Raw genomic sequence first — 14,474 nt, forward strand, 5'->3', positions numbered from 1 at the left:
TATGCATATTTTGATAACTCGTCCAGAAGGTAAAGGCACTGAGCTTGCTCTTGAGCTTCAGCAGGCGGGTTATCAAACAACCCTGTGTCCAGTTCTTACCTTAGATTACCTCACAGTACATAGTAGTGAGCTCGCGCCGCTAGAAAATGCCGATAAAATCATTTTTATCTCGCAAGATGCCGTGCATGCCTTGTTAAAACTCACACCAACCATCAACAAAGCAGCGCAACTTTATGCGGTCGGCCAGCAAACTGCTGATGCGGTTTATGAAGCCTTTGGGCGACGTGCTGCAGTACCCAAACAGCATGATTCAGAAGGTCTGCTTGAATTAAAAACACTACAAGATGTTGAGCTAAGTAACATCGTTTTAGTGAAAGGTGAAGGTGGGCGCACGACCATAGCAAAAACCTTAAAACAACGTGGTGCTTTATTAAATCAGTTGGTTGTTTACAAGCGGAGCGCAATTGAGAGCGAACCGGGCAAGTGGATGGACCACTGGCAAACAATTGATGTAGAAGGTATAGTCATTACTAGTAATGCAGCGGTGGATGCCATTTTTAATGGCCTAAATGAGCCTCAGCTTGCATGGTTGAAAGAGCGACAATTTTTCGTTGCCAGTGAGCGTATCGCTGATTATTTAAAGCAACAAAATGTCGCAAGAACACAGATACATATTGCTGCAGGGGCGAGCGACAGCGCTATGTTCACCTGCATTAATCAGCAAGGTAGCAAAATGAGTGAAGCAGAATCAAAACAACCCGCAAAGCCAGTGACCGCACAGCCAGAGAAAAAAGCGCAAACGGCAAATACTGGGGCGAAAGCGCCTGTACAAGCTAAAAGAGGCATCAGCAAAACAGGTAGCTTAGCGTTACTTATTTCACTTTTAGTGGCTGGTGCAGTTGGCTATGAGTTTTATCTAAAATTAAATAGCGATCAGCAATCGGCTGTGGCATTGACTGATCTGACAGATGAAAACCTACGCTTACAGCAGCAAATTGATGCATTAAAAAGTGCCCAACAAACAATGCAGCACTCGCTTTATAACAGTGAACAAAAGGTCACTGATGCACTAAATGAAAGTGCAGAGCAAACACAGCAGCAATTACAAGCGGCTTTAAAGCGCGCCGAGCAGCAAACTTTCACGCTTAATCCGCAAGAAGTCACAAGCCTGCAGCGTATGGCCGAATTTAAATTGTGGGCAGAGCACGATTACCAGGGGGCTGCTGCTGTGCTGTCTCGCTTAGATAGCTTACTTGCAGAACACCCGGGTACAGGCGCTATTCGCCAAGCAATTCACCAAGATTTACAAACCTTGAATGCCATAGAACCTGTGGCTGTTGAAGCAATTTACTTAAAACTGCATGGCATTAATCAAAAAGTTGATGAACTGGTATTTAATGCTATTTCACTTCCTGAAGAGGTCGTCAAAGAAGACCCTAATCAATTAAGTGAAAATGTCAGTGAATGGCGTCAAAACCTTGCCAAGTCGTGGCAGCAGTTTAAAGACTTCTTTGTAGAAGTGCGCACACGTGAAGATATGGTTATCGCACCATTTTTAAGTGAGCAAGAGCGTCACCTAGTAAAACAGCGCTTAAGCTTATACTTAGCTCAAGCGCAAGATGCGGTATTAAGTAAGCAAAGCAGTGTGTATTTTAGTGCTGTTGATGCTGCTCATAGCTTGGTAAAAGATTACTTTAAACAAGATGATGCGCAAACAAAGGCGGCCTTAAAAAGTCTTGCTGAGCTTTCGAAAGAGCAGCTCGATTTTAGTCCAAAAGTGTCACTACAAAGTACTGAGCAGGTGAAGGAGTGGGCACAATGATCCGCTTTTTATTAATCATTATTGCAATAGCAGTCTGCTTAGGGATAGCCCCTTTTTTTATAGATCAAAAGGGTTATGTACTAATTGCCTTTAATAAAACAACCATTGAAGGGACTATTTGGGGCGTTACTGCACTTTTAATATTGGCATTCGCTGCACTGTTTTTACTTTATAAGCTTTGCCGTTACGTAATATCTTTATATAGCCATACACGCCATGGTTTCTTTGCGCGCAGTGAAGAGCGTAAACAAGCGGCTATTGAGCAAGGTGTATGGAGCTTAATAAATAACGATTATACGGAGCTTGAGCTTGCACTTGATAACAACAGTGTTGCAGAAAAGTGGAGCGATATACGTTTTGCGCTTCTAGCTAAAGCGGCACTGGCGAATAATGAAAATGAAAAAGCAATTAGCTATCTTGATAAAATAAGCCAAGATAAGCAGCTAAAAGTGGCTAATTTATGGATTGCTAGCGGCGAAACCAGCACTATTTTTGCTGACCTTAAAGCGTTAGCTGAACGTAAAAAAGCCTCTCGTTTAGAGCTTAAAATGTATGCCCATGTTTTAGTGCAAGAGCAAAAGTGGGCGGCACTTAATGACTTTATGCCACGTTTATTACGCAAAAAAGTACTTTCAGAGCAAGAATGGCAACAACTGTTTGACCGTTACTTTGCAGCCCAGTCAAACGGGGATTTAACTGAGCGTTATGAGCAACTAGCCAAAAACCTGAAACCACATGCTGAGGTAAGCTATTTAACAGCGATGGCGAAGGCAGGTGAATTAAACAAAATTGAGCTAAGCTTAATTAAAATGATAAAAAAACCGCTGCAGCATAAAGACTTAGCACGTATTTTACGTACTAGTAGCGCTGGCGATGCACTCAAGCTGCAATCAAGTTTGCAGGATGTATTAAAAAAAGACACCGAAAATACAGACTTATTACTTGCTCTAGCATGTTTAGCAAATGCTCACGGTGAATACGACTTAGCCGCGCGAGTGTTTGATAAAGCGCTTAATGCAGATAATCGCCATGCTTATTTGCAACAAGCGGTGCTCAGCTACAGTAAGAGTGCCCAACCAGAAAAAGCATTGGTACTCTATCAATAATTTTACTCCAGCCAGCAAAGGAGCGATGGCTTGAAGAACTTATTTACACTGACAATAAGCATTGCACTTGCTTACTTTCTTACAGGGTACTTAAGTAATTCTTTGCTGGCGATTGATGGCTATGCGGTTGCAGCATGGCCGCCTTCAGGTATTGCGCTTGCCAGTATCTTGCTACTTAGAAATCGTGCCTTGTCAGGGGTTCTGCTAGGGGCATTCTTTGTAAACCTTATTCACCTTGATAAAGCCACTGATATTTTTCACTGGCAAATGATGCTACAGGCTATTGGCGTAACAACTGCATCTACATTCCAAGCTTGGCTTGCCTATTACATTATTATTCATGTCGTTAAACGCCCGATTGAATTATCGTCATTAAAGCAAAGTATGCTTGGTTTAATGATTGGTGGCCCTTTGTGTAGCTTGATTGCAGCATCAATTGGCACCGGCTTACTGGTCATTAATAATGTTATTCCGAGTTATGCGGCGCTTAATAATTTTATTGCATGGTGGATTGGCGACAGCATTGGGGTGCTGATTTTCACGCCATTAATTTTAGCGGCATTTAGTTACCATCATACTCGCCAACGGCTGCAAATCATTGTGCCATCGCTATTAATCTATATGGTTATTTGTGTCAGCTTTTATGGCGCAGCCAGTGTAAAAAAAGACAAAGACTTACAGCGCCAGCAAGCCAAAGTCAGTGCGATGCACACGAACCTTGAACATAAAGTCGATGAAATTAAGTCGCACTTATCTTTATTAGCCACTTTTTTTGCTAGTAGCGATGCGGTTGATTTTGATGAGTTTAAGCGCTTCACAGCAAGGCAACTACAATACAGCGAAGAAATTCTTGCCTTTGAGTGGGCACCTAGAGTGATTCACTCACAACTAAATAATTATCAAAACTTACTGCGTGATGAACTCGGCGCAGATTACTACGTGAAAGAAAAAAATGCTGCAGGGCAGTGGCAGCCGGTAAGTAAGCGAGCAGTGTATTATCCGGTGCAATATATTCACCCACTAGTAGGGAACGAACCCGCGCAGGGCTTTGATTTAGCCTCAAACGAGTTACGTAAACAAGCGTTAACTGACTCTCGATTAATTAAAAATGTTGCCGTCAGTGAGCCTATTACCCTGTTGCAAGGTGATGATAACGGAAAGGGCGTTTTATTCTTCAACCCTGTTTATTCAGACATTAATCATCAGGTCGGGTTTAGAGGTTATGTTGTCGCCGTGCTCAATTTAGAAGTGTTAGCACAAACACTTAATTTTAATCAGAACACTGAGATTGATGCCAGCTTCTATGATGTTACTGACGGCAGTAACCCTGTCGAAATGTACAGCTCGCAACGTGTTGGTACATCGGCCATTGCGAGCTTTAATTTTATTATTGGTGAGCGCGTTTGGCAGGTAAAACTATGGGAGTCAGTTACACAGTCGTCATGGTTGCCTTATTGGTTGGCGCAAATAGCCGGTATGCTGTTTGTTTGGCTATTGATTACCTTTTTGATTTCAGTAACTGGTACTAATATTCAAATTCGTCAGCAAGTGGCAAAGCAAACTCAAAGCCTTCGCGAAGAAAAATTAAAAGCCGATAAAGCCAGCCAAATTAAAAGTGAGTTTTTGGCGAATATGAGCCATGAAATACGCACGCCTATTAATGGTATTAAGGGTTTGCATTATTTAGCAATGCAAGAACCTGACTGGCAACAAGCGCGTGGTTATATTGATCAAGCCGATGGTGCGCTGAATGTACTATTACGGGTGATAAATGATGTTTTAGATTTTTCTAAAATAGAAGCTGGGCGATTGGAGCTACATCAAGAGCCTATTGATGTGAATGCGTTGGTTAGTGAGCTGACTAACTTATTGCAGTTTGAGCTTAACTCTCGCTCTTTAGAATTTAGAGTTGATTTTGATGCTTCTGAACACCTGCTGATCCACACCGACCCAATTCGTTTAAAACAAGTATTGTTGAATTTGTTAAACAATGCGGTGAAGTTCACTCAAGAAGGCACGATAACATTACGTATTTGGCAGCAGGGTGAATTTACTTACTTTAGTGTTATTGATACAGGCATCGGCATCAGCAAAGAGGCCCAGCAGCGCCTATTTAAACCATTCTCACAAGCTGATAGCTCAACCTCTCGTCGCTTTGGTGGGACAGGTTTAGGCTTGAGTATTTGCCAAAAACTCATTGTTATGATGGGAGGCGAGATAAGCCTAACTAGCTCTGAGGGGCAAGGTTCAACGTTTACAATTTCGCTGCCATTTGAGTCTCCTCTTGAAGGGGTAATTCATAGTGATGATGAGTTAGCTGATATCGATGTGACTGCTGTTTCATTTGCCGATGATGCAATTCTATTGGTTGAAGATAACCCATTGAATCAACATGTGGCGAGTTCGATTTTAAAAACTAAAGGCTGCCAACCTGATATCGCTAAAGATGGCCACGAGGCTATTAAGATGATCAGTGAAAAAAGCTATGACCTTGTACTCATGGATATTCAAATGCCGAATATGGATGGCTTACAAGCGACTAAGGTTATTCGTAATGAGTTGCTGATCACCGATTTACCGATTATTGGCTTATCGGCAAATGCCCATGATGATGACCTAAAGAAAGGCTTAGCCAGTGGTATGAATGGTTATTTAACTAAACCAATTGATGCAGAAAAACTTTTTAAGACTTTGTGGCATTTTTTGCATAATGCTAGCAGCCATTAAAGCAGACATTTGACCTCTAAAAAGTAAATAAAATCATCTAAACTTGAAATATCGCCGTGGGTACGTATGATCCGCGCAAATTTACTGAACCTGAGTGCTAATTATGATCAATAACAAACTCCCTTTGCTTGATATTCACCGTCATCTAGATGGTAATGTTCGCCCACAAACGATCTTAGACCTTGGTCGTCAGTTTAATCTTGAATTACCTGCTGACAATATTGAAGCGCTTATTCCGCACGTACAGGTTATCGACCCTGAACCAAATTTAGTGGCGTTTTTACAAAAGCTAGATTGGGGTGTAAAAGTATTGGGTGATTACGATGCTTGTCGTCGTATTGCTATCGAAAATGTTGAAGATGCGATTGCCCAAAACCTCGATTACGTTGAGCTTCGTTTTAGCCCATATTATATGGCGCAAAGCCAAGGCCTACACCCGCAAGGTGTTGTTGAAGCGGTGGTTGATGGTGTAAAAAGTGCCTGTCATAACGCACCAATTAAAGCTAACTTAATCGGTATTATGTCACGTACATATGGCACTAAAATCTGTCAGCAAGAGCTTGATGCGCTTCTTGCTTTTAAAAATGATTTAGTCGCGGTTGATTTAGCTGGCGATGAAATTGGTTTCCCGGGTGAGCTATTTGTTGATCACTTTAAACAAGTTCATGATGCATACTTAGCTGCCACGATTCATGCCGGTGAAGCGCGAGGTAGCGAAAGCATTTGGCAAGCAATTAACGAGCTTGGTGCAACGCGTATTGGTCATGGTGTAAAAGCGATTGAAGATGCTGCACTAATGGACTACTTACGTGATAAGCGCATTGGTATTGAGTCTTGCTTAACCAGTAACATTCAAACCAGCACTGTTGCTGAGCTTGCAAAACACCCGTTAAAAACCTTCTTAGACCATGGTATTTTGGCATCAATTAATACTGATGATCCAGCAGTTGAAGGTATTGAAATAGCGTATGAGTATAAAGTAGCAGCACCTGCGGCAGGCTTAAGCCAAGCCGATATGGAAAAAGCGCAAGCTAATGCGCTTGAAATTGCTTATTTAAGCGATGCAGATAAAGCTGCTTTAAAACAGTTAGCTGCTAATCGTTAAGCAGCTAATACCAATCCGCAATAATACTTAATCATTTTGAGGGATTAAACCTGTCGCTACCTGCGTTAAAAATTTCTCATTTAGAACAACTAAATAACGAAATTTTTGCCTTGTTATCAACAAGGTTTTCTTGCCTCAAAATAAACTACTTAATTAAGCGAATTGGTATAACTTATACTTGGTGCTCTTGGCATGAAACGTAGTTTTCATACAATGCCTTGAGCACGTCTGCTCGGCTGATCATGCCAACAACCTTACCATCCTCGATAACCGGGTAGTTTTTTGGTTTACCTGTTTGCATGCCATCTGCCAGTTCTATGATGTTTTGATCGCTACTTACCGTGACCACATCGGTGCGCATTAGCTGTTTTACCTTCACTACACCATCACAGAAATAACTGTTTTGCATAAGCGGTTGCAGCAGCTCTTGTTCAGAAATAAAGCCAACTAGGCTTTTGTTGTCATCGAATACAGGTGCGCCTAGTAATTTAAACTTTTGCAGCTCGCTAATCGCGGTGGTCATTTCAGTTTCAGGCGTAATGTGTGGCAACTTACGTTGCATAAAGTCTTGTACTTTTGTATTTAGCATTTGGGTCTCTCCCCATCGTTATTCTAATCAGAGTATGGTCAAGGAAATGCAGTTTGTGAAATCGTTTAGACGGATTAAGGCGATAGGTAAAACAAATAAAAAAGGCATCCAATTGGATGCCTTAAAAATAACCGGTATGAGTTAGTTATTTAATGAATGCAAATGCATCGGCGTACATGTTCTCACGTACCGCACCATGATTAATAAAGTCATCGCGAACCACGCCAATCATGTCGAAGCGGCCTGCCATGTAAATATCGTATGGTTCTAAAGACACGATATCTTCCATAACAGCCTTGTGGACGTAACCGGTTTTGCCATTCCAGCTTTGCGGCGCATTTTCAACTACTGGAATGTATTGGAAATGTGGGTTGCTGTTTGCCCATGCTTGCATTTCATCATGAGCATAAAGTGCAGCTTGCTCACGTACACCCCAGTAAAATAATACAGGACGCTCACAGCCGATTTCAGCAAGGTGATCAGCCATTGATTTGGCATAAGAAAAACCTGTACCGCCAGCAAGTAGAATAATTGGGCGCTCACCCTCAACTCGCAACTGTGATACACCTAAGCCCACTTCAACATTAACTTGCTGTTGCTCTGTATGAGCTTGACGTAAATGGTCAAGCGCTTGCATTGCATACGAATCAGCGCCCGCGGCACCAATGTGTAGTTCAATTTGGTCAGTTTGCGAAGGGCGGCTTGCAATAGAAAAGGCACGCTTATCTTTTTCGCCTAATACAAGTTGCATATATTGGCCTGCCTCGAATGACACAGGTTGCTGTGGTTTCAAAATGACCTTATGTACGTGGTCTGTAAGCGGGCTGATCGCAACAACGTCAGCGAGTAATGTTTGCATAGTTTACCTTTATAAGCACAGAAGCAAATTCGGTTATGAATCGCACTCATAACCGTTAAATTTTGAGCAGTTTAACATAGACACAGCCTAGAGAATATCTAAGCTGTCCCATAATTCATCAACACGTTCTTTGATTTTTGGATCCATGACAATGGGCTCACCCCATTCACGATCTGTTTCGCCTGGCCATTTATTGGTTGCATCCATGCCCATTTTTGAGCCAAGACCAGAAACTGGCGATGCAAAATCTAAATAATCAATTGGCGTGTTTTCGATCATAGTTGTATCGCGAGCAGGGTCCATACGCGTGGTAATTGCCCAGATCACGTCGTTCCAATCGCGTGCGTTTACATCATCATCGCAAACAATCACGAACTTGGTATACATGAATTGACGCAAGAAAGACCACACCCCCATCATCACGCGCTTGGCATGACCTGGGTATTGTTTTTTCATCGTGACCACAGCCATACGATAAGAACAGCCTTCGGGTGGTAGATAAAAATCTACAATTTCAGGGAATTGCTTTTGCAAAATTGGCACGAACACTTCATTTAAGGCAACCCCGAGTACTGCTGGCTCATCGGGTGGACGGCCAGTGTAAGTGCTGTGATAAATTGGGTTTTCACGATGTGTAATGTGAGTGACCGTCATCACTGGAAACTCGTCTACTTCGTTGTAGTAACCTGTGTGATCGCCATATGGGCCTTCTGGTGCTGTTTCACCCGGCATAATGTAACCTTCAAGCACAAACTCTGCGGTAGCAGGCACTTGTAGGTCATTTGAAATCGACTTAACAACTTCAGTTTTACTACCACGTAGTAAACCAGCAAACGCATATTCACTTAGGGTGTCTGGTACTGGTGTTACAGCGCCTAAGATTGTCGCAGGATCGGCACCTAATGCCACCGATACAGGGTAGGGTTCGCCTGGGTGCTCTTTACACCACTCACGAAAATCTAATGCGCCACCGCGGTGCGATAGCCAACGCATAATAATTTTGTTTTTACCTAGTAGCTGCTGACGGTAAATACCTAAGTTTTGGCGCTTTTTATAAGGCCCTTTGGTAACTGTTAGACCCCATGTGATCAAGGGAGCAGCATCACCCGGCCAGCAATGTTGGATAGGCAGCTTTGTTAAGTCAACATCATCGCCTTCAAGAATAACTTGCTGACAAGGCGCTTTTTTTACTTCTTTAGCTGGCATATTCAGTACTTGTTTGAATACTGGGATTTGCCCTAGTGCCTCTTTAATGCCTTTAGGTGGCTCAGGCTCTTTTAGAAAAGCTAATAACTTACCAACTTCGCGCAGTTCACTAACATCATCTTGCCCCATGCCCATAGCAACACGCTTAGGCGTACCAAAAAGGTTGGCAAGAACGGGAATAGTGTGGCCTTTAGGGTTTTCGAATAACAGAGCAGGGCCTTCGGCACGTAACGTGCGGTCGGCAATTTCGGTCATTTCAAGGTAAGGATCAATTTCTTGTTTGATCCGTTTTAACTCACCTTTTTGTTCTAATAACTCGATAAATTCGCGAAGATCTTTGTATTTCATTATAGCCGCTTAAACGCTGAATAAACTGTCGCTATTATACTCAAAACCACTGATTAAGCTAATTTAGCCACGAAAGCTTTTGCTATTACTGAGTTAAGCTACATTGGTACTTTTTACCTTTTAAAATCAACATGGCTTCATCGCCTTTAGACCAAAACAGCACATTATCGGCACTGTATTTAACCCCTGAGCCGCTTACTTGGCGATTGAGTAAAAATTCACTCTCCTTAAATGTCAGTCTTGCTTCCTCATCATTGTATTCAACAATACTGGCGCTAAGGGTCTCATCGCACAGATAATTGCTTGGTGCACTTTGCTCAGCACACGCGCACAAGGTAACTAAAGCGAGCCCTAAGAGAAGTGGTTTAATCATAGAAACACCTCTATTTTTGAATGAGCTATAAGCCTAACAAAGAAAAATTAACCGTTGGTGAAAATGGCAGGATAAGTTATGTTGATAGTGTATTTAATGGGCAAGGAACCACCATGGCAGGCACAAATTTACTAACCTTACTTGATGATATTACTACACTTCTAGACGACATTGCGACGATGAGTAAAGTCGCAACAAAAAAAACAGCAGGGGTGTTAGGTGATGATCTGGCTCTTAATGCTCAGCAAGTCACAGGAGTAACCGCCGATAGAGAGTTGCCAGTGGTTTGGGCTGTGGCAAAAGGCTCGTTTATTAACAAAGCCATCTTAGTGCCCGCAGCATTATTGATTAGTGTTTGGTTGCCTTGGTTAATTACTCCGCTGTTAATGGTTGGCGGGCTGTTTTTGTGTTTTGAAGGTGCAGAGAAAATTATCGAAAAGCTGTTTGGTCATGCTCAACAAGAAGATGAAACTCTGGCTGAACAACAAGACTTACAAGAATACGAAAAGCAAAAAGTAAAAGGGGCGATCCGCACTGATTTTATCCTCTCTGCAGAAATTATCGTGATAACGCTAGGCACGGTTGCTGGCGCAACACTGGTGAATCAAGCTTTAGTGCTCAGTGTAATCGCAATTATTATGACCATTGGCGTGTATGGGTTAGTTGCCGGGATTGTTAAACTTGATGATGCTGGTTTGTATTTACTGCAAAAAGCGCAGCAAAGTGGCGGTAAAATAAAAGAGCTAGTGGGTAAGTTTTTACTTGCTGCAGCACCCAAGTTAATGCGCTTTTTAGCCTTTGCAGGAACGGTTGCTATGTTTTTAGTTGGCGGAGGCATATTGGTACATGGGATCCCCGTTTTACATCACGCCCAACAGGGTAGCACCGAGTTTGTTACGGATTTAGTTGGTAAAACCGGTGAGCTGGCTACGCCGATTATATTTGATGGTTTATTAGGTGTTGTTGCCGGCGTTCTCGTAGTATTAGCAGTTGAACTTTGGCATAAAATTCGTCATTAGAAAGTATCAAATTAACCATTTTTGTTGACTTTTTGTATATAAATTAGGGTCTTTGCTTTATTATTGCTCAGCTAAATATAACAATTAAATCGTTAAATGGAGTTAATCATGTCTCGATACCTCACTTTTATGCTGGGGCTAGCGTTATTTACGCTATCATTTACCAGCTTCGCTAAATCTGCAAAATTATCAGTAGAAGACTTTAGTAAAGGTAATGACTTTAGTCGTGTAACCATCTCTCCTGATGGCAACTACGTCGCTGCTATTAAAAAGCACGAAGGTAAAAATTCTCTCATCATTGTTGATACAACCAAGTTTGCAGTAACCCATGCGGTTGCATTTCCAGGCAAAGCACAAGTTGGCGAATACCACTGGGTTAATAATGAACGAGTTATTCTTGAAAAAGAGTATTTAAAAGGGTGGCAAGATACCCCTATTTATTATGGTGAGCTATTTGCTGTGAATGTTGATGGTAGCCGTGGCGCATATGTCATTGGTTATCATGGTGAGCAGCAAACTGGTACTCGGTTAAAAAAGCAAACACCAGTTCGAGGAACGTCATACCTTTTAGATCCATTACTTCATGATGATAATAAAGTTTTGGTTGTCACTTACCCATGGACTGCAACCAATGAACCAACTACCGTTGTATATGAAGTCGATGTTTATCGCGGCCTTCGCACTTTAATTACACGATCACCTGCACCTATGGGACGTTTTTTAACAGATCATGATGGTAATGTTCGTATCGCTGTATCAAGTGACGATTACCTCAACGCGACAATTCATGTTCGAGAGTCTGAAGGTGGTTTTTGGAAAGAGCTTGATGTAGAAGGTATTAACTACACCGATATTTCATTAAAGGCATTTGATAAATCTGGTGAGTCTGTATATGCCACTGCATCAAAGGACGGGGAAGCCGAAAGCCTTATTAAAATTAACCTAAAAACAAAAGAAGTGACGAAAATATTTCAAGATAAGCATGTTTCACCTTCACATATTTGGGTTGATGAAATCTCTAAAGAGCTATTTGCCATAGAAACTGAGGCTGACTACCCAAGTTATGCGTTTGTTGATAGTAATTCAGCAAAATCACAGCGCCTTAAAGATTTATTGGGCGCATTGCCAGGCAGTCAAGTGCAGTTAGTCAGCAGTACAGAAGACGATTCAAAAAATATTATTTTTGCATCAAGCGATATAAACCCTGGGCAATATTATCTGTATGATGCGAACACTAACAAATTACGTGTGTTATTTTCTACTCGTGGTTGGATCAACCAAGATGATATGGCACAAACCACACCTCTGCGTTTTAAAAGCCGTGATGGTTTAACAATTCTTGCTTATTTAACGGTGCCAAATGGCAAAGCTGATAAAAATTTACCACTAGTTGTTATGCCGCATGGTGGCCCAATCGCACGAGATTACTGGGGCTACGATCCAGAAGTACAAATGTTAGCCAATAAAGGTATGGCTGTGCTCAAGGTTAACTTTCGTGGCTCGGAAGGATTTGGTATGAACTTCCAAGAAGCAGGTTATCGTCAATGGGGACAAAATGTTCAGCACGACATTATTGATGGTGTAAAACTATTAATAAAAGATGGCACCGTTGATAAGGATAACATTTGTATTATGGGAGCCAGCTTCGGTGGTTACTCTGCACTACAAAGCGCGATTATCGAGCCGGATATGTTCAAATGTGCAATTGGCCTGATGGGGGTTTACGACTTGCCTCTTATGTATGAAGAAGGTGACACGCAAGCCCGAAGCTATGGTGTTAATTACCTAAAAACAGTGATTGGTACAGATGAAGCCGAGTTAAAAGCATTCTCGCCTGCTTATAATGTCGATAAGCTAAAAGCACCTGTGCTTATTGTGCATGGTGGTGAAGATGAACGTGCGCCAATTGAGCAAGCAGAATCATTAGAAGCAGCGTTGAAAAAAGCTAAGCATCCATATGAAATCACTATTCTAGATGATGAAGGCCACGGTTTTTATAAAGAAGAGCACCGCACTCTTTACTATAAAAAAGTATTGGCTTTTTTAGATGATCATTTAAAGCTTTAAAGAAAAGTGCCGGCGAGCAAGCTCGCCGGCAAGGATTTAGCACGGGAACGTAAGCGTGCTAGTGTGCAAGGTCTTCCTTCAAGTTATACAAACTCAAAAGATGATTCTTTCATCAGGCTGCGTAATCTCAAAAGCAGAGCAGGGAGAGTAACTCGGCTTTAAAAGAGTATAAATACTACGTCAGTACAAAGATGTTATAACATAACAAATTTAAAGTAAATAGTGAGAACCATATAATTAGGCTGGTTTCTTATGTGTGATATTTATGGGTAATAGATTATTGAGTATTCAATTTACTACAATCGTAACTCAAGCATAGCTCTGCGAGCTCAATCTTTGCTTTAGGATTCCCTTGTAAGGTCGCTTTGTTGAGCCAGTAAGCTGCTTTTTCGTTATTCACTTCTGTCCCTTGGCCATCACGATACATCTGACCCAAGTTTAATTGCCCCCATGCATAACCATCTTCCGCAGACAGAGTAAAACTTTTCAACGCTTCCTCGTATAGGCCATCTTTGAAGTAAGTAATCCCTTCCTGATTATGTTTATCGAGCTTAACGCCCGTATATAAAGGCTTAGGTCTAGGCGGGTGCATAACAAAACCACCAAATAAACTATAAAGCTCAGGTCGCATAATTTTATAAATGCTGCCTTCATCATAAAGCTGCTTTATTTGTGACTTACTGAAAGTCAGGGTTTTACTAGAAAAGTAATCATCTTGAACTAGCATGCTGGTGCGCATCGCAATCTCGATGTCTTTATTGTACTTGTAAGTGTAGTTAGCAACTCTAAAAGTCATGTTCTTGTCATCAAATTCAACGAGCTGAGCTACTTTTAAGTTGTTAATACGTTTTGGTTTGCCAGTAAATTTATCTGAATAGACAAAATAGGTATCAAATAACTTTGGCTCGTTTAAGTAAGTTTGCTCATTTTCAGTTTGTTCATTCGCACCGATTAATGCATTTGTTAATAGGTAAACGATAATGAATAGGCCAATAAAGTATTTTATAAACGACGCTAACTCTAAGGCGGGCAATGAATACCAAGGTGCAGGAGTAACATAGCCACAGTCATCACATTGTCTTTGATAATTAATAGAAAGTGGCATGATGGGCAAAATAGTAAAGCGCAAAACTTTACTCTGATTGCTTAAAGAATAATGTTCACTATGACAGTGAGGGCACGTTTTTTGTTTTTTATAGAAAACATCAGCTGCAGCGGTATTAAATAGAAGCATAGTTTCTTCCTGAAGGTTG

At 41.5% G+C, this 14,474-nt stretch carries 11 protein-coding genes; 6 read left to right on the forward strand and 5 right to left on the reverse strand.

Annotated features, from left to right (window positions below; translation table 11 throughout):
- Nucleotide 1 precedes the first annotated feature (1 nt).
- The 4 genes from KQP93_RS00570 (at nucleotide 2) to add (ending at nucleotide 6,760) form a co-directional block, all read left to right on the forward strand.
- On the forward strand, nucleotides 2–1,822 hold the full coding sequence (locus tag KQP93_RS00570; protein ID WP_217875462.1) for a uroporphyrinogen-III synthase: 1,821 nt from the start codon (nucleotides 2–4) through the stop codon (nucleotides 1,820–1,822).
- On the forward strand, nucleotides 1,819–2,928 hold the full coding sequence (locus KQP93_RS00575) for a heme biosynthesis HemY N-terminal domain-containing protein (protein ID WP_217875463.1): 1,110 nt from the start codon (nucleotides 1,819–1,821) through the stop codon (nucleotides 2,926–2,928). The genes KQP93_RS00570 and KQP93_RS00575 overlap by 4 nt, the downstream gene beginning before the upstream one ends.
- A gap of 30 nt (nucleotides 2,929–2,958) precedes the next feature.
- Nucleotides 2,959–5,655, forward strand: a complete 2,697-nt coding sequence (locus tag KQP93_RS00580; protein WP_217875464.1) for a CHASE domain-containing protein — start codon at nucleotides 2,959–2,961, stop codon at nucleotides 5,653–5,655.
- A 103-nt stretch (nucleotides 5,656–5,758) separates the two neighbouring features.
- Nucleotides 5,759–6,760: an adenosine deaminase gene (add, locus tag KQP93_RS00585; RefSeq protein ID WP_217875465.1), complete on the forward strand. Its 1,002-nt coding sequence runs from the start codon at nucleotides 5,759–5,761 to the stop codon at nucleotides 6,758–6,760.
- Nucleotides 6,761–6,932: 172 nt separating this feature from the next.
- Here the strand turns inward: add and KQP93_RS00590 are convergent, their stop codons facing one another.
- The 4 genes from KQP93_RS00590 to KQP93_RS00605 all read right to left on the reverse strand — a co-directional run bounded on the left by KQP93_RS00590 (nucleotide 6,933) and on the right by KQP93_RS00605 (nucleotide 10,135).
- A complete protein-coding gene (locus KQP93_RS00590) occupies nucleotides 6,933–7,349 on the reverse strand; it encodes a CBS domain-containing protein (RefSeq protein WP_058585405.1) in 417 nt (138 codons plus the stop codon).
- A 145-nt stretch (nucleotides 7,350–7,494) separates the two neighbouring features.
- Nucleotides 7,495–8,208, reverse strand: coding sequence for an NAD(P)H-flavin reductase (gene fre / locus KQP93_RS00595; RefSeq protein WP_217875466.1), 714 nt, complete (start codon nucleotides 8,206–8,208; stop codon nucleotides 7,495–7,497).
- Nucleotides 8,209–8,295: 87 nt separating this feature from the next.
- A complete protein-coding gene (gene ubiD / locus KQP93_RS00600) occupies nucleotides 8,296–9,762 on the reverse strand; it encodes a 4-hydroxy-3-polyprenylbenzoate decarboxylase (RefSeq protein WP_217875467.1) in 1,467 nt (488 codons plus the stop codon).
- An 85-nt stretch (nucleotides 9,763–9,847) separates the two neighbouring features.
- Nucleotides 9,848–10,135 carry an MliC family protein gene (locus KQP93_RS00605; RefSeq protein ID WP_217875468.1) on the reverse strand — a complete coding sequence of 96 codons (288 nt, stop codon included), beginning with the start codon at nucleotides 10,133–10,135 and terminating at the stop codon, nucleotides 9,848–9,850.
- A 113-nt stretch (nucleotides 10,136–10,248) separates the two neighbouring features.
- On the opposite strand from KQP93_RS00605, the gene KQP93_RS00610 reads away from it, so the two are divergent.
- Nucleotides 10,249–11,154, forward strand: a complete 906-nt coding sequence (locus tag KQP93_RS00610; RefSeq protein ID WP_217875469.1) for a DUF808 domain-containing protein — start codon at nucleotides 10,249–10,251, stop codon at nucleotides 11,152–11,154.
- Nucleotides 11,155–11,262: 108 nt separating this feature from the next.
- Nucleotides 11,263–13,221: an alpha/beta hydrolase family protein gene (locus KQP93_RS00615; RefSeq protein ID WP_217875470.1), complete on the forward strand. Its 1,959-nt coding sequence runs from the start codon at nucleotides 11,263–11,265 to the stop codon at nucleotides 13,219–13,221.
- A 277-nt stretch (nucleotides 13,222–13,498) separates the two neighbouring features.
- On the opposite strand, the gene KQP93_RS00620 is transcribed toward KQP93_RS00615, so the two are convergent.
- The gene (locus KQP93_RS00620) at nucleotides 13,499–14,455 is read right to left on the reverse strand and encodes a tetratricopeptide repeat protein (RefSeq protein ID WP_217875471.1); all 957 of its coding nucleotides are present in this window, start codon (nucleotides 14,453–14,455) and stop codon (nucleotides 13,499–13,501) included.
- Nucleotides 14,456–14,474: the final 19 nt, after the last annotated feature.

Origin of the sequence: Pseudoalteromonas shioyasakiensis (assembly GCF_019134595.1) — a bacterium.
Lineage (GTDB): Bacteria > Pseudomonadota > Gammaproteobacteria > Enterobacterales > Alteromonadaceae > Pseudoalteromonas > Pseudoalteromonas shioyasakiensis_A.